The organism is Macrococcus brunensis, assembly GCF_004359615.1.
GTDB classification, from domain to species: Bacteria; Bacillota; Bacilli; order Staphylococcales; family Staphylococcaceae; genus Macrococcus; species Macrococcus brunensis.
Map to the genome: position 1 here is coordinate 54,829 of NZ_SCWA01000009.1, position 20,654 is coordinate 75,482.

The 20,654-nt window shown below is 41.8% G+C and carries 24 protein-coding genes; 3 read left to right on the forward strand and 21 right to left on the reverse strand.

Features of this window, described 5'->3' with window-relative positions:
* Nucleotides 1–12: 12 nt before the first annotated feature.
* Complete coding sequence (gene gndA, locus ERX27_RS06240) at nucleotides 13–1,416, reverse strand: NADP-dependent phosphogluconate dehydrogenase (RefSeq protein ID WP_133431976.1); 1,404 nt, start codon at nucleotides 1,414–1,416, stop codon at nucleotides 13–15.
* Between the two features lie 149 nt (nucleotides 1,417–1,565).
* Here gndA and ERX27_RS06245 point away from each other — a divergent pair, with 149 nt between their 5' ends.
* Complete coding sequence (locus tag ERX27_RS06245) at nucleotides 1,566–1,760, forward strand: hypothetical protein (protein ID WP_133431977.1); 195 nt, start codon at nucleotides 1,566–1,568, stop codon at nucleotides 1,758–1,760.
* 18 nt (nucleotides 1,761–1,778) lie between these two features.
* Here ERX27_RS06245 and ERX27_RS06250 read toward each other — a convergent pair whose 3' ends face one another.
* The 4 genes from ERX27_RS06250 to ERX27_RS06265 all read right to left on the reverse strand — a co-directional run bounded on the left by ERX27_RS06250 (nucleotide 1,779) and on the right by ERX27_RS06265 (nucleotide 5,677).
* Nucleotides 1,779–2,888, reverse strand: a complete 1,110-nt coding sequence (locus ERX27_RS06250; protein ID WP_133431978.1) for a M20/M25/M40 family metallo-hydrolase — start codon at nucleotides 2,886–2,888, stop codon at nucleotides 1,779–1,781.
* Between the two features lie 185 nt (nucleotides 2,889–3,073).
* Nucleotides 3,074–4,048, reverse strand: coding sequence for an aromatic acid exporter family protein (locus tag ERX27_RS06255; RefSeq protein ID WP_133431979.1), 975 nt, complete (start codon nucleotides 4,046–4,048; stop codon nucleotides 3,074–3,076).
* Nucleotides 4,049–4,074: 26 nt separating this feature from the next.
* A complete protein-coding gene (locus ERX27_RS06260; protein ID WP_133431980.1) occupies nucleotides 4,075–4,512 on the reverse strand; it encodes a BrxA/BrxB family bacilliredoxin in 438 nt (145 codons plus the stop codon).
* 70 nt (nucleotides 4,513–4,582) lie between these two features.
* Complete coding sequence (locus ERX27_RS06265; protein WP_133431981.1) at nucleotides 4,583–5,677, reverse strand: Glu/Leu/Phe/Val dehydrogenase dimerization domain-containing protein; 1,095 nt, start codon at nucleotides 5,675–5,677, stop codon at nucleotides 4,583–4,585.
* Between the two features lie 253 nt (nucleotides 5,678–5,930).
* Between ERX27_RS06265 and ERX27_RS06270 the strand changes: the two genes are divergently transcribed.
* Nucleotides 5,931–6,161 carry a DUF2627 domain-containing protein gene (locus ERX27_RS06270; protein WP_133431982.1) on the forward strand — a complete coding sequence of 77 codons (231 nt, stop codon included), beginning with the start codon at nucleotides 5,931–5,933 and terminating at the stop codon, nucleotides 6,159–6,161.
* Between the two features lie 6 nt (nucleotides 6,162–6,167).
* Here ERX27_RS06270 and ERX27_RS06275 read toward each other — a convergent pair whose 3' ends face one another.
* The 16 genes from ERX27_RS06275 to ERX27_RS06350 form a co-directional block, all read right to left on the reverse strand.
* Entirely contained in the window at nucleotides 6,168–6,872 is a 705-nt protein-coding gene (locus ERX27_RS06275) for a glycerophosphodiester phosphodiesterase family protein (protein ID WP_133431983.1), read from the reverse strand.
* 3 nt (nucleotides 6,873–6,875) lie between these two features.
* Nucleotides 6,876–7,529: a response regulator gene (locus tag ERX27_RS06280; RefSeq protein ID WP_165983107.1), complete on the reverse strand. Its 654-nt coding sequence runs from the start codon at nucleotides 7,527–7,529 to the stop codon at nucleotides 6,876–6,878.
* Nucleotides 7,530–7,546: 17 nt separating this feature from the next.
* Complete coding sequence (gene recN / locus ERX27_RS06285; RefSeq protein ID WP_133431985.1) at nucleotides 7,547–9,214, reverse strand: DNA repair protein RecN; 1,668 nt, start codon at nucleotides 9,212–9,214, stop codon at nucleotides 7,547–7,549.
* Between the two features lie 15 nt (nucleotides 9,215–9,229).
* A complete protein-coding gene (gene ahrC / locus ERX27_RS06290; protein WP_133431986.1) occupies nucleotides 9,230–9,682 on the reverse strand; it encodes a transcriptional regulator AhrC/ArgR in 453 nt (150 codons plus the stop codon).
* 80 nt (nucleotides 9,683–9,762) lie between these two features.
* Nucleotides 9,763–10,560, reverse strand: coding sequence for a TlyA family RNA methyltransferase (locus ERX27_RS06295; protein ID WP_133431987.1), 798 nt, complete (start codon nucleotides 10,558–10,560; stop codon nucleotides 9,763–9,765).
* Nucleotides 10,541–12,427 (reverse strand): 1-deoxy-D-xylulose-5-phosphate synthase, encoded by a 1,887-nt coding sequence (dxs, locus tag ERX27_RS06300; RefSeq protein WP_133431988.1) that lies wholly within the window; start codon nucleotides 12,425–12,427, stop codon nucleotides 10,541–10,543. The genes ERX27_RS06295 and dxs overlap by 20 nt, the downstream gene beginning before the upstream one ends.
* A gap of 88 nt (nucleotides 12,428–12,515) precedes the next feature.
* Entirely contained in the window at nucleotides 12,516–13,370 is an 855-nt protein-coding gene (locus ERX27_RS06305; protein WP_133431989.1) for a polyprenyl synthetase family protein, read from the reverse strand.
* Nucleotides 13,367–13,561: an exodeoxyribonuclease VII small subunit gene (gene xseB / locus ERX27_RS06310; RefSeq protein ID WP_133431990.1), complete on the reverse strand. Its 195-nt coding sequence runs from the start codon at nucleotides 13,559–13,561 to the stop codon at nucleotides 13,367–13,369. The genes ERX27_RS06305 and xseB overlap by 4 nt, the downstream gene beginning before the upstream one ends.
* On the reverse strand, nucleotides 13,554–14,894 hold the full coding sequence (xseA, locus tag ERX27_RS06315) for an exodeoxyribonuclease VII large subunit (protein ID WP_133431991.1): 1,341 nt from the start codon (nucleotides 14,892–14,894) through the stop codon (nucleotides 13,554–13,556). Before xseA ends, xseB begins: the two co-directional genes overlap by 8 nt.
* Complete coding sequence (nusB, locus tag ERX27_RS06320) at nucleotides 14,891–15,280, reverse strand: transcription antitermination factor NusB (protein WP_133431992.1); 390 nt, start codon at nucleotides 15,278–15,280, stop codon at nucleotides 14,891–14,893. Before nusB ends, xseA begins: the two co-directional genes overlap by 4 nt.
* A gap of 41 nt (nucleotides 15,281–15,321) precedes the next feature.
* Nucleotides 15,322–15,654 carry an Asp23/Gls24 family envelope stress response protein gene (locus ERX27_RS06325; RefSeq protein WP_133431993.1) on the reverse strand — a complete coding sequence of 111 codons (333 nt, stop codon included), beginning with the start codon at nucleotides 15,652–15,654 and terminating at the stop codon, nucleotides 15,322–15,324.
* Nucleotides 15,655–15,751: 97 nt separating this feature from the next.
* Nucleotides 15,752–17,101, reverse strand: a complete 1,350-nt coding sequence (gene accC, locus ERX27_RS06330; protein ID WP_133431994.1) for an acetyl-CoA carboxylase biotin carboxylase subunit — start codon at nucleotides 17,099–17,101, stop codon at nucleotides 15,752–15,754.
* Complete coding sequence (accB, locus tag ERX27_RS06335; RefSeq protein WP_133431995.1) at nucleotides 17,101–17,544, reverse strand: acetyl-CoA carboxylase biotin carboxyl carrier protein; 444 nt, start codon at nucleotides 17,542–17,544, stop codon at nucleotides 17,101–17,103. Before accB ends, accC begins: the two co-directional genes overlap by 1 nt.
* A 112-nt stretch (nucleotides 17,545–17,656) precedes the next feature.
* Nucleotides 17,657–18,214 (reverse strand): elongation factor P, encoded by a 558-nt coding sequence (gene efp / locus ERX27_RS06340; RefSeq protein WP_133431996.1) that lies wholly within the window; start codon nucleotides 18,212–18,214, stop codon nucleotides 17,657–17,659.
* Nucleotides 18,215–18,238: 24 nt separating this feature from the next.
* Nucleotides 18,239–19,288 (reverse strand): M24 family metallopeptidase, encoded by a 1,050-nt coding sequence (locus ERX27_RS06345; protein ID WP_133431997.1) that lies wholly within the window; start codon nucleotides 19,286–19,288, stop codon nucleotides 18,239–18,241.
* 54 nt (nucleotides 19,289–19,342) lie between these two features.
* Nucleotides 19,343–20,173 carry a lipoate--protein ligase family protein gene (locus ERX27_RS06350; protein ID WP_133431998.1) on the reverse strand — a complete coding sequence of 277 codons (831 nt, stop codon included), beginning with the start codon at nucleotides 20,171–20,173 and terminating at the stop codon, nucleotides 19,343–19,345.
* A gap of 94 nt (nucleotides 20,174–20,267) precedes the next feature.
* On the opposite strand from ERX27_RS06350, the gene ERX27_RS06355 reads away from it, so the two are divergent.
* Nucleotides 20,268–20,651 carry a rhodanese-like domain-containing protein gene (locus tag ERX27_RS06355; RefSeq protein ID WP_133431999.1) on the forward strand — a complete coding sequence of 128 codons (384 nt, stop codon included), beginning with the start codon at nucleotides 20,268–20,270 and terminating at the stop codon, nucleotides 20,649–20,651.
* Nucleotides 20,652–20,654: the final 3 nt, after the last annotated feature.

Below are 20,654 nucleotides of genomic sequence, written 5' to 3' on the forward strand. Positions count from 1 at the left end.
TTTTTTATAAGATTATTTCCAGTCTGTATGGAAAATACCTTCTTTATCTTTGCGTTCATATGTGTGAGCGCCGAAATAGTCACGTTGCGCTTGAATCAGATTGGCCGGCAGATCTTCAGCTCGATAGCTGTCGAAATATGTGATGGCTGCTGCAAAAGAAGGTACTGGGAAGCCCGCTTCAATCGCAACACCTGCTACGCGGCGTAATGAACCGTTATACTGTGAAACGATGCCATTGAAATAAGGATCTAATAATAAGTTCTGCAGTTCAGCATTGTTATCATAAGCATCTTTAATCTTCTGCAGGAACTGTGCACGGATGATACAGCCTTCGCGCCAGATCATCGCTAAGTCACCTAAATGCAGGTTCCAGTTGTTAGTCTCACTTGCGACTTTCATCTGACTGAAGCCTTGAGCGTAACTACAGATTTTGCTCATGTAAAGTGCCTGTCTGATTTGCTCAAGGAATTCTGCTTTATCACCTTTGAATTCATATTCATGGGCATCAAAAGCTTTTGAAGCAGCTATTCTTTCTTCTTTCTGTGAAGAAATGAAACGTGCAAATACAGATTCAGTGATGATTGTCAGTGGAATACCCAGGTCAAGTGCATTGATAGATGTCCACTTACCCGTTCCTTTCTGTCCTGCTTTATCCATCACTTTCTCAACAAGTGGTGTCCCGTCTTCGTCCAGTTTTCTGAAGATATCAGCTGTGATTTCAATCAGGTAAGAATCAAGTTCTCCGCTATTCCATTCTGCAAAAGTATCTGCAATCTCATCATGAGACATTTTCAGAACGTTTTTCATCAAGTTATAGCTTTCAGCAATCAGCTGCATATCTGCATATTCAATACCGTTATGCACCATCTTTACGTAATGACCCGCACCGTCCGGACCGATATAAGTGACACATGGTTTACCGTCTTCAGCTTTAGCAGCGATATCCTCCAGAATAGGTTGTACAAGTTCATAAGCTTCTTTCTGTCCGCCCGGCATTATAGATGGACCGTGAAGAGCGCCTTCTTCACCACCAGAGACACCTGTACCAATGAAATTAAGACCTTTTCCTGACAGATATTTATTACGGCGGATCGTATCGTTATAATTCGTATTCCCACCGTCAATTAAAATATCACCTTTATCTAAATGCGGAATCAGACTTTCAATTGTATGATCGGTTGCTTCTCCTGCTTTGACCATCATCAGAATACGACGAGGTGTCTCAAGACTCTGAACAAATTCCTCCAGTGTATAAGTCGGAAAAATATTCTTCCCTTCAGATTCAGCTACCATTTCTTCTGTCTTTTGGGGTGAGCGGTTAAAGACAGATACTGTGTAACCTCTAGATTCAATATTCCAAGCCAGATTCTTACCCATTACGGCAAGTCCGATGACACCTATTTGTTGTTTCGTCATGTAGATACCTCTTTCCTATTCATTTTCTTCATTATTATAACATAGAGCCTCTAGACGTACTAAGAAGAGAGTTGCGTTCTCGTAAGAATACTAATATGCAACTGGAATGTGTTATAATAGTTTCAAATATCTGTAATGGAGGAGATTGAATGGGTTTGCTCAGCATAGTTGCATTAGTTTATTATATACTTCCCTTTGTAATCGTTATTTTCATTGTCTGGTGGGTGAACTCAATGGTCTCTAAAAGTTATGAACAAAAAGAACGCCATTTCCAGCTACTCACTGAACAGAACAATCAGTTGATTTCTGAACTAAGACGACAAAACGAAGAAAAACACCTGTAACCAGGTGTTTTTCTTATTTTATACGAGCTTAATGATTTCAAGTACTTGTTCATTTAGTTTGACAAGTTCACTGATCGGCATTTTTTCCTGTTTCGTGTGAATGTCCTGATAACCGACTGCAAGAACGAGCGTCGGAATTCCGAAGCCATTAAAGATATTGGCATCACTACCGCCGCCACTTTTCTTTAAGACAGGTGTCAGTCCGACATTTTTAGCTGCCTGCTTAGCCACTTGTACCGCTTCACTATTTTCAGCTACATTGAATGCTGGATAGCTTGGTGTCACTTTAACTTCAGCACTTCCACCCATCTCAGACGCTGTCTGTTCGAATGTTTCTTTCATATGAGCCACTTGCTGATCAAGTTTACTTTGGTCTAAACTACGTGCTTCTGCTAAAATAAAGCAGCTATCGGCCACGATATTCGTCACAGTACCGCCTTCAAAACGTCCGATATTTGCAGTTGTTTCTGCGTCAATACGTCCGAGAGTCATACGGCTGACAGCTTTTGCAGCAATATTAATTGCACTGATACCATTTTCAGGTGCAAGTCCAGCATGTGCTGTCTTACCTGTGATATTGACTTCCAGTTTTGCCTGACTTGGCGCCGCCGTAACAATAGTCCCCACTTCGTTCCCAGAATCAAGTGCATAGCCGAACTCACTTGTCAGATACTCAGAGTCAAATGCTTTCGCACCGACCAGCTGACTTTCCTCACCTACTGAAATCACAATCTGCAGAGGACCGTGTTCAATATTTTCTTCTTTAATAACTTTTAATGTTTCGAGCAGAACAGCAATCCCTGCTTTGTCATCTGCACCAAGAATCGTCGTGCCATCTGAGTAAATGACCTCATCTTTGATCACTGGCTTAATCCCTTGACCTGGAGTCACAGTATCCATATGACAGGAGAAATAAATCGGTTTTCTGGATTCATCTCCTACAATATTGATAATTAAATTTCCGGCACCAAAGCCCGTATCTTTCTGACTGTCATCTTCAATGACATGGTAACCTAAATCTGTCATTAACTTCGTCAGATGGTCAGCTATCTCTCTTTCATGGCCCGTTTCACTGTCAATCTGTACAAGTTCTAAAAAGGTTTCTACTAATCGATCTTTGTTTAACATACGAACGCTCCTCATCATTTCAATAATTTGTTATAATAAATAAAAAAATAGAAAGGAATCAATCATGAATAATAACGCAAGAAGAATTTTGATTATCCTATTGTTGATAGCTGTTGTTGCAGCGCTTATCCTCTCTAGTGTTTTACCCTTTTTAACGATGTAATCTACAAAAGTAGATTACTTTTTTATTTTCTTAAAGAACCAAACTTAGATTTAATAATCAAGTAGGCTTCCAGCTCTCTTAACAACTGAAAAGCAGAGGCTCTTGAATGCAGCGCCTCATAATTATCTGGCAGAGGATGCTCTCTCATCTCAAGCTGAATCGCATAGAGATCATGCAATCTGATGGCAGTATGATCATTACTTGAAATGTTCTGCCCCATTTCGTGTATCAATTCACTCAGTTGCAGATGAAGCTGTTCTGACCGGCTGACGTCATTGATGAGGTCGACCATGCGATGAAGAAGTCTCGCCTGCTTGCTTCGCATATCGAAATAGTGATAATAAGAGTTCTGATTTCTTACAAAATGATTTTCTACATCCATAAAGGCCACCGATTTCGCCTTCTCGATTGTCAGCAGTGCCTGGTCGATCAGTTTATGGTCGAGTTCAATATCGACATATTTGAGCGCTTCACTGAATTCAGACATGATAACCTGAAACTCCTGTTCAATCTTAGTCCGGAAAAGATCCAGTTCTTTTGCGCGGTTCGGCATATAAAGATTGAGTACTAATGCAATGGAGAGCCCAACTATAATCAGTAAAGTCTCATTCAATATGAACCCGGCACTAACGCCTTTAGAGTTAAAGCAATGTAATATAATAACACAGGCGGTCACGACACCCTCCTGTGTACCTAGTACGACTGTCGTGGGTATAAAAAGTAGAACAACCAGTCCAAGCACCAGCGGATAATAGCCTAACAGTTCAAATATCGCACTGGCAAAAATGAGGCCAAGCAGACATGATATTAAACGAGCCCATGCGGCCTGTACAGATTTCATTTTTGTATTTTTGATACACAATACTACCAAAATAGCAGCAGATGAGAAATTGACGACTCCGAGATACTTGGCAATGATGACAGCGATTGCCATACCGAAAGCTGTCTTTAATGTCCGATAGCCTATTCGATAAGGATTCAGTTTAATGGTCTTCATGAAATAAAGCCAAGGTTTCCCTCGGCTTATCTTTCCTCCCCGTATTCTTCGAATAGGGCTTGAATATTCGTGATAACACTCATTGGATCGTGTCCTTCTATTTCGTGACGCTCAATCATAGAAATGATTTTACCGTCTTTAAGAAGGGCAAATGACGGACTTGATGGTGGATAACCTTCAAAATAGTCACGAGCTGTAGCCGTCGCTTCTTTATCCTGTCCTGCAAATACAGTGACAAGCTGATCAGGTAATTTATCGTAATGAAGCGCATGAGCAGCAGCTGGTCGAGCAATGCCGCCTGCACAGCCACATACAGAGTTAACCATGACAAATGTCGTACCTGGTTTACTGAACGCCTCATTTACTTCATCTGATGTTTTTAACTGCTGATAACCTGCATTCTCTATTTCCTGTCTTGCAGTATCAACGACTTCGTTCATATAGAGATTAAAATCCATTTCCATACTAAGCACCTCTTCAATTTTTGATACCCTTATCTTACCTAAACTTTGAAGAGATATCTACCATACAGGTTTATCTTCTTGAAATAAGTGAATGTTCATGACGGCTGAATGTACTTCTGACGCGCATCATCTGATCGATACGTTCTTCTGCCATTTTTTCAGCCGCTAAAGCTGTTGAAATATAATCACGTTTCGCTATTTCAAAGATTTTATCCATCTGATTATAGATTTCTTTCACTTTATCTGTCGCACGTTTTTCATTATAGCCATGAAGTTCGTCTGCTACATTGATGACGCCACCGGAATTAGCCACAAAGTCAGGTGCATAGATAATATTTCTGTCGGCAAGCTGAGCACTGTGTTTCTCCATGTCTTTCAGCTGGTTGTTCGCACTGCCACAAACCGCTTTCACTTTTAGCTGAGGAATAGTTTCGTCATTCAGAATACCGCCGAGTGCACACGGGGCAAATATATCTGCTTCAACACCGTAAATCGCATCGGGTTCTACTGCAGTTGCACCAAAGGCATTGACAGCACGGTCAATAGATTCCTGGAAGATGTCCGTCACAATCAGTTCTGCACCTTCTTCATGCAGATATTCACAGAGTTTATAAGAAACGTTCCCTACTCCCTGAACAGTCACTTTCAGACCCTTCAGTGAATCTGTGCCAAATGCTTCTTTAGCTGTACGTTTCATTGCCTGGTAAACGCCGTATGCGGTAACAGGACTCGGGTTGCCTGATGAACCATAGCTTTCAGACAGTCCGACTACAAAGTCTGTTTCCTCGTGAATCGTATCCATATCCGTCACAGAAGTCCCCACATCTTCTGCTGTGATATAACGACCATTTAAGCTTTCAATATATCTGCCAAGTGCTCTGAAAAGTGCTTCAGATTTATCTTTCTTAGGGTCGCCGATGATAACCGTTTTAGCGCCACCTAAATTAAGACCTGCTGCCGCATTTTTATAAGTCATTCCTCGAGCTAAACGCAGGGCATCTTCAATCGCTTCTTCTTCAGATTGATAAGGCCACATACGGCAGCCTCCAAGGGCCGGACCAAGCGTTGTATCATGGATGGCGATAATCGCTTTCAGACCGCTTGCTTTATCCTGACAAAATACCACTTGCTCATAATCATACTGCTCTAAAGTTTCAAAAATCATTTTCTTACCCCTTTTCGTGATTTCTCAGTTATTACAATAATATTATTGCATAAAAACTTTAATATTAAAACTATAATTGAATCAGGCTTTAGAAGTGTTTATTATTACCACTTTAAATTAATAAAGCGTTTACATTTAAGTTTTATTTTAATCATCACTTTTATTAAATTATATTAAAATAGTAATTAGAAAATTAAAAAGATACTTGTTTTTATTTCTCACTCATTCAGTTATAATATGTGCAGGTGATATTATGCAAAAAATTCTAGCGCTTATTGTGCTGATTATACCCATTTATCTTGCTGGTCTCGGCATTAAATGGATGAGAGATGCTGTATTCGGTGTTCTTGTTCCTGAGCTGCACTATATCTGGCTGCAATTTTTACTGGGTGCTATCTTTTCAGTGCTCGGCATCGCCTTTGTCGGCGGTTATATCCTGCACATGGAAAAGCGAAACAACCGGGTATCTAAAAAAGAGAAGTAACCGAGGTTACTTCTCTTTTTTCAGTTTGAGTGCGAGTTCTACTTCATCTGTAATAATGGCATCTACATCCGACTCCAGCCAGTATTTCAGATCACGCTCCTTGTTCACTGTGTAGATACGTACGGGTATACCATGTGACTGAATGAGTGCTGCATACTCACGCGACGTATAGTTTGTATCTGTATGTATCGCATCAAAAAGATATCGTTCTTTTAACAGCCAGGGCTGGTCAATATATTTAGTATAGAGAAGTGCAGTCTCTATCTCTGGAGCAAGCTGCTTCATCTTCAGAATCGTTTCAGGATGAAAACTTGATATGACGATCTGCGAAGTCTCATAATTTTTAAGTAAATGAGTCAGTTTCTCCTCCAGAATGCCATCAGTGACAGCTTTTATTTCAATATTTAATAGAAGTGAGGTCTCTTTTAAAAGTTCCAGTATTTCAACCAGCTTAGGTACACTTTCTTTTCTGACAGCTTTCGAATACAGCTTAATTTTGCGGATGGCATTATAATCCATCTCATGGACGAATCCCGCGTGTCCTGCCATGCGTTTGAAATGGTCATCATGAAAGACAACAATCTCACCATCTGACGACAGATGAATATCAAGTTCTATCCCTTCTGCACCGTATTGAATGGCTTTCCTGAATGCCGTCATCGTATTCTCGGTATACTTCGCTCTGTATCCTCTATGTGCAATGATTTTCATGATTTACCTCATCAGATATTCGAGTAATTCACCCGTAGTTGGTCGTACCATTTTTCCTTCTGCCTGCCAGTGCTGCTCAAGACCGTTATTCCATGCTTTTTCGATCGCATGTCTGATCGCTCGTTCAATTGTAGCTTTATTGACATCAAACTTTCGCGCAATCTCAGGATAAAGTTCTCCTGTTAGATGATTAATCTTTGATGGATCCTGCTCAAGTATATTCAGCGCTTCATATATATACTGTGTCCCTTTTAAACGCTGCGCAAAATAGTCCTTTATTAAATCTGAATCTTTCTGTTCTGTCATGCGAAGAATTGTCTGTGCAATCACTTCAAGCTTAACAGGCTTTAACAGGAAGTAATCGCCACCTAGCGTCAATGCTTCATTCAAAATGGATTCCTTGCCAAAAGCGGAGAAGCAAATTACCTTATAAGACCGATCTGCTGGAATGTCATTTTTCAGAAGAGTTAAACCATCAATATTCGGCAGTATAAGATCCAGCAGCAGAACATCAAAATTACCCCTCTGAATTATTTCCTGACCCTGCTGCCCATCATTTGCTACATCGGTCACAATCATCCCCTGTGAAGTCAGATAGCGATGGATACCAGCTGCCAGTTCCTGTGAATCTTCTATTATTGCTACTCGGATTGCCATTTGTCTCATCCTTTATTTTAATCTTTATTCTGAGAGATGAGTTCAGCTGCGTGCTCCAGCGTCAGAGGTGTCACTTCAACGCCAGATATCATACGTGCAACCTCTTTTACTTTGTCATCTCCAGTCAGTTCTGTCACTGTAGTGATCGTTCGATCATCACGCTCATGCTTTTCAATGAAGAGATGATGGTCACTGATTGCCGCTACTTGTGGTAAGTGAGAAATACAGATGACTTGTATATGCTCTGCAATCTGTTTCATCTTTTCAGCCATTTTCTGTGCGACACGACCTGAGACCCCTGTATCTACTTCATCAAACAGAATAGCTGTCTGTCCCCTGTTTTCTGCAAAAATAGTCTTTAAAGCGAGCATGATCCGAGACAGTTCACCACCAGATGCAATCTTTTCCAGACCTTTCAGAGGTTCTCCCTTATTCGGGCTGATCATAAATTCTATTGTCTCAAGCCCTGCTAACGTAGGTTCAGTCTTAGAAAATGCGATCTCGAAATTAGCACTTTTCATCTCCAGATGATGAATTTCATCAAGAATTTTATTACGCAGTTCTAGTGCATCTGTACGGCGTTCTTTTGATAACTGAGACCCTATTTTGAGCACTGCCTGGTACTGGTCTTCTATCTCTTTTTTCAGCTGCGAAGTGCTTTCTTCCAGATTCTCTATCTGATTGATCTCTGTTTCAAGTTCTGCTATTAGAAGAATCAGTTCATCATGGTTTTTCCCATATTTACGTTCGAACTGCTGAATCAGGTTCATTCTTGCTTCCATTTCATTCAGAAGATTTTCGTCGTATTCATTGGATGTCAGTTCATCGTATAGACGGTGCTTGGCATCTTCAAGCAGATAATAGACACTACTTGTTTCTTCCAGCAGAGAGGTGTACTGACCCTTTAGAATCTCATCAATTTCCTTCAGTGACTCATTAAAATCAAAAATCTTATCGATGATATTGTTTTCATCACTTAAATAACTTACTGTTTTCGTCAGTTCATTATTCAATTTCTCAAAGTTACGCAGCCGATTAATATCATCCTTCAGCTGATTGACTTCACCCGCTACAAGTTTAGCCTGCGTCAGCTCGTTATGCTGAAACTTAATTAAATCCAGGCGCTGGAGCAGCGACTCATCTTTTTGTTCGAGTTTTCTCAGCTCTTCTTTCTTTTCCTGATAGATTTTAAACGCTGCTGTGTATTCATCTATTGTCGGCTGATAGCGTCCACCTGAAAACTCATCCAGTAATCGGATATGATATTTAGACTTCAGTAAATGCTGCGTCTCATGCTGGCCATGTATATCAAGCAGCTCCTGCATCACTTGTTTCAGTTCAGTCAACGTGACCGTCTGGCTGTTGATTTTACAGATGCTTTTACCTGTTTTCATGATTTCACGTTTAACAATCATAAAGTCATCCTGCTCAATTTCTTTATCTTCAAGCAGTTGTCTGACATTCGGGTTGTCATCAATATCAAAGACCCCTTCAATGACTGCCTTGTTTTCACCGTGACGAACCAGGTTCTGACTGGCTCTTGCACCAATCAGCATTGAAATAGCATCAATAATAATGGATTTACCGGCACCTGTTTCCCCGCTGAGAACCGTCAGTCCATCTTTGATTTCAATGCTCAGTTCGTCAATGATTGCAAACTGCCTGATGGATAATGTCTGTAGCATAAATTAATCCCCCAACTATAACATATTGAACAATCGTTCAGTGACTACTTTACCGGCTTTCTCATCTCGACAAATAATTAGGCATGTATCATCCCCACAGATGGTACCAAGAATTTCTTCCCATTCAAGTTGATCCAGGATAGCGCCAATGGCCTGTGCATTACCAGGCAAAGTCTTTAAAACGAGTAAATTTGACGTGCCGTCCAGTTTAACGAATGAATCCATTAAATAACGTCCTAGTTTATCTAATGGATGAAATTTACGGTCCTTAGGCAGACTGTATACATATTGTCCACTTGGAGTTGGTATTTTAATCAGCTGAAGCTCCTTGATATCACGTGAAATAGTCGCCTGCGTCACGTTCAGGTTGACTTCATTCAGTTTTTCTACCAGCTCTTCCTGTGTCTCTATCTGCTGGTTAGAGATAATCTCTCTGATTTTAATCTGACGCATCGTTTTATTCGCCATAACGGACCTCCCTGTATATTTATACATTATGTTAGCATATAACTGACTAGTTGCCTAATAAAATAACCGATTAAAATAAATTAATCGGCTGTTTCAATCGTTACTTCTTCTATATCATCCTCATCGATTAGATGGGGTTTATCCTGATGGACCAGATAGATCAAATACTCAATATTTCCGTTAGCACCTTTAATAGGTGATACCGTTAATTTTTCAGCACTGAAGTGATGTTTCCCGGCAAAAGTCATAACCTCTTTTATGACTCTTTTGTGGACCTGTCTATTATGGACAACACCTTTTTCGCCCACTTCTTCTCTATGGGCTTCAAACTGCGGCTTTATGAGTGCAACGACTTCACCGCCAGGCTTTAAAATCGTATGAAGCTTCGGTAAAATCAATGATAACGATATAAAACTGACATCTATCGAAGCAAAGTCAGGTGTCTCAGAGAAACTTTCACTAGTCACAAAGCGGAAATTAGTCTGTTCCATGACGGTCACCCTTGGATCTATCCGCAAGCTATAGGCAAGCTGATTAGTTCCTACATCAATAGCATAACTTTTTCTGACGCCGTTCTGCAGCGCACAATCGGTGAATCCGCCTGTAGAAGACCCGATATCGACATGAATACGGTCCTGTAACTGAAGATTAAATTCACGAATTGCCTTCTCCAGTTTCAGACCTCCTCGACTGACATACCGTTTATCTAACCCTTTGATTCTGATTTTAGCATCAGCGGGATTGATTTTTTCAGCTCCGGAATGAATACGTTCATGCTCATTCAGCACCTTACCCGCCATAATATACCGCCGTGCTTCATCAAGACTCTCAAAGTATTCTCGTTCTACGAGCCATTCATCAATCCTCTGTTTTTTCATTCTGTACCATCTGCTTGATCTCATCGACAAAATGAGCAGTTGTCAGTCCAATCTCCTGAAGTAACAAGTCTACTTCACCTTGCTCAATATATTCATCCTGTATACCCAGTCTTTTTACAGGAACCTCATCACCATTGTCATTGAAATAACTAACAACAAGAGAGCCGAAACCGCCTGTCAGAATGGATTCTTCTACTGTCATAACAGGAATCCCGCGTGCGCTTAACTGATTGAGATATTCAGTATCAAGCGGTTTAATGAAACGTGCATTGACCACTTCGATATTAATACCTTCTTTTAAAAGAATCTCCTGTGCTTCAAGAATCGGCTGGAGTGTCGGCCCAAATGACAGAATCGCTGCGTCCTGACCTTCTCGCAGAACTTCCCACTTGCCGTATGGAACTCCATCAGACTTTTCTGTGACTTCTACTCCCAGCCCGTTACCGCGAGGATAGCGAATGGCAAGTGGACCACTATAGTCATTAAAAGCACTGTAAACCATCTTAGCCGCTTCGTCCTCGTCTTTTGGCATCATAACAGTCATGTTCGGCAGATGGGTCAGAAATGGTATATCAAATACCCCCTGGTGTGTTTCTCCATCAGCACCGACGAGTCCTGAGCGATCAATACCAAAAACAACATGCAGATTCTGACGGTCAATATCATGGAGAACCTGGTCATAGGCACGCTGCATAAATGTCGAATAGATGGCGACATAAGGCAGCATCCCGTTAGCAGCAAGCCCCCCTGCCATTGTCACAGCATGCTGTTCGGCAATTCCGACATCAAAGAACTGATCTGGTAATTGCTGCTGAAACTTCGTCAGTTTACTGCCTACTGGCATCGCAGGTGTAATGGCAACGATTCTTTTATCTTTCTCAGCAAGGGCCATGACATTATCACTCATCAGCTGGCTCCAGCTCGGTGCAGTGGCATTCCCTTTAATCTGTTCACCTGTATCCAGTTTATATGGCCCAAGTCCATGCCACGTTCCAATCTTATCATTTTCGGCATGTTCATAACCTTTACCTTTTTTAGTGATCACATGAATCAGGACAGGACCATTGATACGTTTAGATGTTTCAATTGCTTCGCCAAGTTCCCGGAAGCTGTGGCCGTCAACGGGACCGATATATTTGATGCCCAGTTCCTCAAAAAAGACACCTGAGACAACTAAATATTTCAGGCTGTCTTTAATCCGGTCTGCGGAATCACGAAGTTTATGGCCGCCCGGCAGCTTGCTCAGGAAGCCGTCGATGTCCACTTTAGCACGATTATAATTCTGATTGGTACGAAGACGTCCGAACATATTATGCATAGCACCGACGTTTGGCGCAATACTCATTTCGTTATCATTCAGAATGATCGTCATATTGGTTTTATCGTGACCGATATGGTTGAGTGCTTCAAGCGCCATACCACCAGTCAGTGCACCGTCGCCAATAATAGGGACGACGTGATAAGACTCACCCATAATATCACGTGCCTTCGCCATCCCCATCGCAGCCGATAATGATGTCGAGCTATGGCCAGCCTCCCAAACATCATGTTCACTTTCTGAACGTTTAGGAAACCCGCTTAAACCATTATGTTGTCTCAACTGATCAAACTGGTCTGCCCGGCCGGTCAAAATTTTGTGGATATAAGCCTGGTGCCCGACATCGAAAATCAGTTTGTCTTTCGGACTGTCAAAATGTTTATGCAGTGCAAGTGTCAACTCAACAACCCCCAGGTTTGCACCTATATGTCCACCAGTTACTGCACATTTTTCTATTAAAAATTTTCTAATTTCTTTACTTAACTGGATTAGCTCCTCGTCTGACAGACTTTTAATATCTGATGGAGTCTTAATTTTGCCAACATCCATGAGTTTTCCACCTACAGTCTCATTTATTAATTAAGTTTTATTATAGCATTGTCAGCCATAATGAACAAAAAAGCCATAACGGCTTTTTTTAGTTTTCACGTGATGTGATATAGTGAAGCAGATCAAGAAGAGATGCATTTCCATCAGATAGTTCATGAATCATCTGTTCTGTTTCAGTGACCATCTCCTGCATCGCTTCTTTTGCACCTGTCAAACCGAGTAGTGAGACATATGTGGATTTATCTTTTGAAACATCGCTGCCGGCAGATTTACCCATCTTCTCAAAGCTGCCTTCAACGTCCAAAATATCGTCTTTAATCTGAAAGATCAGACCAAAATTTCCGCCTATCTTGACCAGCTTCTGGATTACAGCATCAGACTGATCTGCAATAATGCCTGCACATTCGAAACAGGCCCGTATTAAATCACCTGTCTTATGACGATGGACAGTCTTCAGCTCATCAATGGTCAGCTCTTTATCTTCTGCAACCATATCGAGCATCTGGCCGCCGACCATTCCTCTGCTACCTGCCGCACCTGAAACCACTGTAATCAGTTTCATGCGCTGCTCTGCTGTCAGACTGTCATCCCCGCTGATTTGATGAAAACTATCAGTCAGTAATCCATCTCCCGCCAGAATAGCAACCGCTTCGCCGAATACTTTATGATTTGTCAGCTTTCCTCGTCTGTAATCATCATCATCCATCGCCGGCAGATCATCATGAATCAGAGAATATGTGTGTATCATCTCAATAGCTGCTGCTGTTTTTAGTCCTTTGTCAGCAGGAACCCCAAACAATTCAAGCGTTGAAAAAAGAAGCACTGGTCTGATGCGTTTACCGCCTGCAAGTAATGAATAGGTCATCGAGTCATCTAAAACCTGGCTGACTGGCTGGTCGTATAAACCTGACAGATACTGTTCTACCTGTTCTTTAGCTGTCATTCTGCTTCCTCTGCTGAACTTAACTGATTGATTTTCTTCTCTGCCTGAACCAGCTGTTCCTGACAGGCTTTTGATAACGCTACACCTTTTTCATACAGTTCGATAGACTCTTCAAGAGAGACTTGATCATTATCCAGTTTATTGACGATGGACTCCAGTTCTGTCATCATCGTTTCAAAATTTTTAGCCATGCGTATTCTCCTTTACTGAATTCACAGTTGCCTCAGCCGTACCGTCTGACAGCTGGATATGTATTTTTTCATTTGTTCTAAGCTCATCGATGTGACTGACAATCCCTTCATTGTTACGGACAATACTATAGCCGCGCTCCAGTATACCTGTCGGATTGAGGCTGCCGAGAAGACGGGACTGCAGATCCAGCTGATGTGCCGCTCTGCTAATTTTCTGGTTAAGCATCTGATTCATCTGCAGACTCAGTTCTTTTTCTTGTGAACGGAACAGCTGCAGCTTATGACTCAGACGGTCAGGCGTCAACTTGACTTCAAGACGTATAAATCGTTCACGGTGAAGACTGAAACGATGCTTGAGCAGATACTGCAGTTTTTGCTCTGTTTCATCTATCCGCTGCTGTTTCTGTTCAATCATCATCAATGGATTTCTGAATAAAGGATGATTCTGAAAACGAGACAGTCTTTCATTCTGGAATCGTACATGCTGCGTTAGACGCTGATTCAGGAAAAGATCAGTTGACTTCAGCTGCTGCATCAGGTCCATCTGGTCGGGTGTCGCCATTACAGCTGCTCCTGTGGGTGTCGGTGCTCGCATGTCAGCGACGTAATCACTGAGTGTCGTATCAGTTTCATGACCCACAGCTGAAATAATAGGTGTCTTCGCCTGAAAAATGGCTTCAACTACTTCTTTTTCATTGAATGCCCATAAATCTTCAATCGAGCCGCCACCACGTCCAACGATGATGACATCTACACCAAGATCATCGGCCTGTCTGATATTTTTGACGATATCACTCGCAGCGCCGTTACCCTGAACGAGAGTAGAAATATAATGCACTTCAGCAAGCGGATAGCGTCTTTTAAGCGTTGTTTCAATGTCTCGCACTGCGGCACCAGTCGATGCGGTCAGCACGGCAATCGCAGATGGATATTTAGGGAGCTTCTTTTTGTGCGCCTCTGCAAAATAACCTTTCTGCTTAAACTCTTTTTTCAATGCTTCCAGTTTTTCATACAGCTGGCCGACACCGTCCAGTGACATACTGTCCGCATATAACTGATAGCTGCCTCTGCTTTCGTATACAGAAACGCGCCCAGTAATCAGAACACCGTCTCCTTCTTTAGGTGTAAAATTCAGACGGGTTGCATCACGCTTAAACATCATGCCGTTCATCACTGCACTGCCGTCTTTCAGGGCAAAATAAAGGTGGCCGCTTGAATGATGCTTAACATTAGACAGCTCACCTTTAATATAGACCTTCTCCAGATAAGGGTCGCGGTCAAATTTTGCTTTAATGTACTGCGTCAGAGCACCTATAGAGAGATACTGCGTCATTGTTTTTGCTTGATGACTTCACTCAGAACACCGTTAATAAATTTATAGCTGTCATCGTCTCCATATTCCTTGGATAAGTTAACTGCTTCGTTGACGGCCACTTTATCAGGTACATCTGTATAAAGCAGCTCATAGACAGCAAGGCGCAGCAGGACGCGGTCAATTTTAGTCAGTCGTTCTAAGGTCCACTGCTTAAGATGCGGTCTAATCGCTTCATCAATGGCATCCTGGTTATTTTTAACGCCTTCCACCAGTTCATCCATAAACTGATCCTGTTCATTCGCTTCAAGAATAAAGCGCTTGGCATCAGATGCCTCTATCGGCTCTTTTGTCTCCATCTGAAATAGTACTTTTACTGCATGTTCTCTCGATTCTTTACGACTCATAGGTAATCTCCTTCAAAAATTCAGAGGATGCAAGCATCCTCTTAGTCATTAAATTTTATATTGATGATATGGATATTGATTTCTTTAGGGGTAAGTGCTGTCATATTAGTCAGAGCGTTCTTAATATTCTGCTGAACTTGTTTGGCAGTAGCAGAAATTTTAGTGCCATAATCAAAGATACAGTAGGCATCGATATAAATATCACTCTCTTTAACTACCACATTGACACCTTTGGCATTTTTTACGCCGAGCTTATCCAGTGATTTATTTCTCTGTGCAAGTGAGACACCTTTTACTTCACTGATCGCGATCTCAGTAATGACTTCAATGACATTAGGCGCGATTTCCACTGTTCCTAAATTCTGTTTAGACATAGCTTATGCCTCCCATCATATAATATGTTTATCATACCATTATTTTGCCGTTATTTTAACTGAAAAAGCAAAGAAAGAAGCCCGGGGGCTTCTTTCTTTATTCGATGTTCAGTTTATTCTCATTCAGGAAGTCTGTACTATATTCTGAACTTCTGAAGACAGGATGCTTGAGGAGCGCCTGATGAAAAGGAATGGTCGTATAGATACCCATGATGATATATTCATCCAGTGCGCGCAGTGCACATTGGATCGCTTCTTCACGCGTAGGCTGGTGAACGATGAGTTTCGCAACCATGGAGTCATAATAAGGTGGAATCGTGTAACCGTTATAACACGCTGAGTCAACACGAACGCCGTAGCCACCTGGCACTAAGTACTGCGTGATTTCACCGGCTGATGGCATAAAGTTTTTCACAGGATTTTCTGCATTGATTCTGAGTTCAATTGCATGCCCAGTAAACTGAACGTCTTCCTGCTGAAGCGTCAGTGGTTCACCCGCAGCAATCCTGATCTGCCACTTCACTAAGTCACAGCTTGTCACCATCTCTGTAACTGGATGTTCGACCTGAATACGGGTGTTCATCTCCATAAAATAGAACTGATCGCTATCCAGGTCATAGATGAACTCAATCGTACCTGCACTTTCATAGCCTACGACCTGTGCCGCTCTGACTGCTGCAGCTCCCATTTCAGCTCTTGTCTCACTCGTGATGGCAGGACTTGGGGATTCCTCCACCAGCTTCTGCATACGACGCTGAATCGTACAGTCACGCTCACCCAGGTGAATCGTGTGGCCGAAGCTGTCTGCCAGCACCTGAATCTCAATATGTCTGAAGTTCTCAATGAACTTTTCTATATAAAGGCCTTTGTTACCGAATGAAACTTCCGCTTCCTGCTCGGTCATGCGAAAGCCTGTCTCAAGTTCTTCTTCATTACGAGCGACACGGATTCCTTTACCGCCACCGCCGGCAGTCGCCTTGATGATCACAGGGTAACCGATACGCTCAGCTTCTGCTTTGGCATCTTCTACTGTGTCGACTAGACCGTCACTTCCCGGGACAACCGGTACATTTGCTTTAATCATTTCTTTTTTGGCGATATCCTTGATACCCATTTTATTAATAGCAGCATGTCCTGGACCTATGAACTTAATATTACAGGCCTCACACATCTCTGCAAAGTCAGCATTCTCAGCCAGGAAGCCATAACCTGGATGAATGCCATCACAACCTGTTGAGCTTGCGATTGATAAGATGTTAGGGATATTGAGATAGGAATCTTTAGAGTACTTTGGACCAACGCAATAAGCCTCATCCGCAAGCTGAGCATGAAGTGCTTCACGGTCGGCCTCTGAATAAATAGCGACCGATTGAATGCCCAGTTCTTTTAGGGCACGGATAATTCTGACTGCGATTTCTCCTCTGTTGGCAATGAGTACTTTTCTCATTATTTCACCTTGAAGAGCGGCTGACCATATTCCACCATTTGTCCGTCTTCAACCAGCACTTCAACAATCTCTCCGGCTACTTCAGCCTGAATCTCATTAAACAATTTCATGGCTTCTAAAATGCAGACAACAGAATCTGCTGTGACGTGATCACCTATCTGAACATAAGGTCCTTTATCAGGTGATGGTGACTGATAGAATGTGCCTACCATGGGTGCATTGATGGTCTGAGTTGCTTCCACTGCACTCTGAGTCTCTACTTGTGGCGCTTCTACTGCTATCTCCTGAACCTGCTGAGGTTGAATGGCAGCCGGTGCATATACTTCGCTGCCTTTTGTTTCTTTAAAAAGTTTTACTTTCTGTTCATTATCTTCTATTTCAATTGATGTAAGTGTTGAGTCTTCCAGTACTTTTATCAGTTCTTTAATTTGTTCAAGATTCATAATGTTCTCCTTTGGCAATCAAATTCATGTGCTATCCCTCATTTTACTTCAGTGGTCAGACCAATTCAAGAGAAAATAAAAAACCTCTCATCATGATGAGAGGTCTGATTGATTATCCACGAGAGACGTAAGAACCGTCAGTTGTATTGATGATTAATAAGTCACCTTGGTTAACGAATAAAGGCACATTGAGTGTATAGCCTGTCTCAACTGTAGCAGCTTTAGTCGCACCTTGTGCTGTATCACCTTTGATACCTGGTTCTGTTTCAGTGACTTCAAGTGTCACTGTGTTAGGGAGTTCAACACCCAGAGTTTCTCCCTGGTAGCTTTGAATATGAACTTCCATGTTCTCTTTAAGGAACTTCAGTTCATGTGACAGGTTTGCTTCAGGCAGTTCTGTCTGGTCATATGTTTCAGTGTCCATGAAGACATGAGAATCTCCGCTTGCATAAAGGTACTGCATTCTGCGGTTGTCAATTTGTGCTTTACCGACCTTTTCACCTGCACGGAATGTCTTCTCCTGAATAGCACCTGTACGTAAGTTTCTCAGTTTAGAACGAACAAACGCCGCTCCTTTACCTGGTTTTACGTGCTGGAACTCAAGTACACGCCAGATACCGTTATCTACTTCGATTGTTAAACCTGTTTTAAAATCATTAACTGAAATCATGAGTAATCCTCCTAAATTTGCTTTCTATAAAATAATAAGGTCTTTTGAAGAATGTGTAAAGCGCTTTAGTCCACTTTCAGTCACTAAAACATCATCTTCAATACGAACGCCGCCTAATCCTTCGACGTAGATACCCGGCTCAAGTGTGACGCACATATTAGGTTCAAGCTGCACATCTGAAGCCATGGACAGTCCCGGTCCCTCATGCACCTCGAGTCCGATACCATGGCCAAGTGAATGGCCGAATGCTTCACCATACCCTGCATCTGCAATAATCTGCCTTGCAATTTGATCTGCATCACGGCCCGTCATGCCTGATTGAATCGTTTCAAGTGCAGTCACTTGAGCTTTAAGAACGATATCATAAATCTGACGCATCTCTTCCAGTGGTTCACCTACTGAAAGCGTACGAGTGATATCAGATATATAGCCATTATAGATAGCACCATAGTCCAGTGTAATCATCTCGCCTTGTTCAATCACTTTACTGGACGCCACACCGTGTGGCAGCGCGCCTCTGACCCCTGATGCCACAATGGTATCAAACGAAGAACCGCTGGCACCTTGTTTACGCATAAACATCTCAAGTTCATTGCTGACTTCAAGCTCTGTTTTACCTGCCTGGATAAATGTCTGAATATGTTCATATGCTTGGTCAGCAATATCTGCTGCCTGCTGAATGATTTCGATTTCAAAAGGTTCCTTAACCATACGGATTTTTTCGACTTCTCCAGCGATGTCGACAAGCTCAGTCTGCTGGCTGAGTGCCTGATACTGCTGGAACGTTATCAGGTCTCCTTCAAAACCGGCACTTTTTATATTTCTGTCGTGCAGAACGGTCTTAATCGTATCCAGTAACCCTCCGCTTTGCTTGATAATCGTGAAGTCAGTCTGTTCCGTTGCCTGACTGATATAACGGAAGTCAGTAATCAGTAAGTTTTCTTCTCTAGTCATCACAAGTGCACCACTTGAACCTGTGAATAATGATAAGTAGCGTCTGTTATACGGTGAAAGAATAATGACTGCTTCAATCTTTTTATCAGCGAGCAGTTGTTGTATTTTATCAAATTTCATATTTATCCCCCATGTCTGAAAATTCTGTCTCATTATATGATAACATACTGGAGGCTAGCGTCTATAGGTCCATTCATCACTCATATACTTATCAGCAATACTGTAGACTTCTTCCAGCTGTTCATTAGTAAGGTCGTAAGGAACGAGTTCGATATTCAGTGCTTTTTCAAAGCCTTTATAAAATGCCTCTTCCATCTCCTCTATTGTCACGTGTCGGTCAGATAAATCATTAATAGCAACCGCTTTATCGCTGAAAGCATGCTGCATTTTTTCCCGCATTCTCGGATTCTGATAGATAAACAGATCGAATAGTTCATCAACATCAATATCCTGTAAAATTGAACCATGCTGCAGGATGACCCCTTTTTGTCTTGTCTGTGCACTTCCTGCTACCTTTCTGCCTTCAACGACCAGTTCATACCAGCTCGGTGCATCAAAACAGACAGAGCTTCTTGGATCCTTCAGTTTGGCACGCTGTTCTTCTGTTCTCGGTATAGCGAATTCAGCGTCGAATCCCAGTGCTCTGAATCCTTCAAGTAAGCCACCTGAAATGACACGATAAGCTTCTGTCACCGTCTGCGGCATATCAGGATGAGATTCCGGCACAACAACAGAATAAGTGAGCTCTTTATCATGCAGAACTCCTCGGCCACCTGTTGTTCTTCTGACGAGACCAATACCATTCGCCTTCACTTTTTCAATATCGATTTCTTTCTTCAATTTCTGGAAATAACCGATAGACAACGTTCTCGGATTCCAGCCGTAGAAGCGGATGACAGGCTGCATTTTGCCTTCTGACACCCAGTTCAACAATGCTTCATCTAAAGCCATATTGAAATATGGATTTTGTTTTTTTGTATTGATAAACAACCACTTTTCAGTCATAAAACCATCCTTATTGTAAATAGAGTAAATTAACTTTGAAATACGTGATATTAATCTTTATAATGATATTATGCTATTTTGAGGAGGAAACAGAATGACAGTATGGATTATTCTTGGAATCATCCTTCTTGCACTTATCATCTATATCGCGATTAGTTACAATATCAATCGTAAATCTGTTACAGAACTAAGTCAAGATGACTTTCAGGCAGGGCTTCGCCGTGCTCAAGTTATCGATTTACGTGAAAAAGCAGATTATGAATACGGTCATATCATAGGTGCGAGAAATATTCCAATGAGCATTTTCCGGACACGTATGCTTGGCCTGCGTAAAGATCAGCCGATTTATTTCATCGATAAAAATGGTGTCTCAAGCTACCGTGCAGCACGCATGCTGAAAAAGAACGGCTATGAACATCTTTTCATGTTAAAAGGCGGCTATAAGGAATGGAAAGGCAGAATTAAATCGAAGAACTAAAAA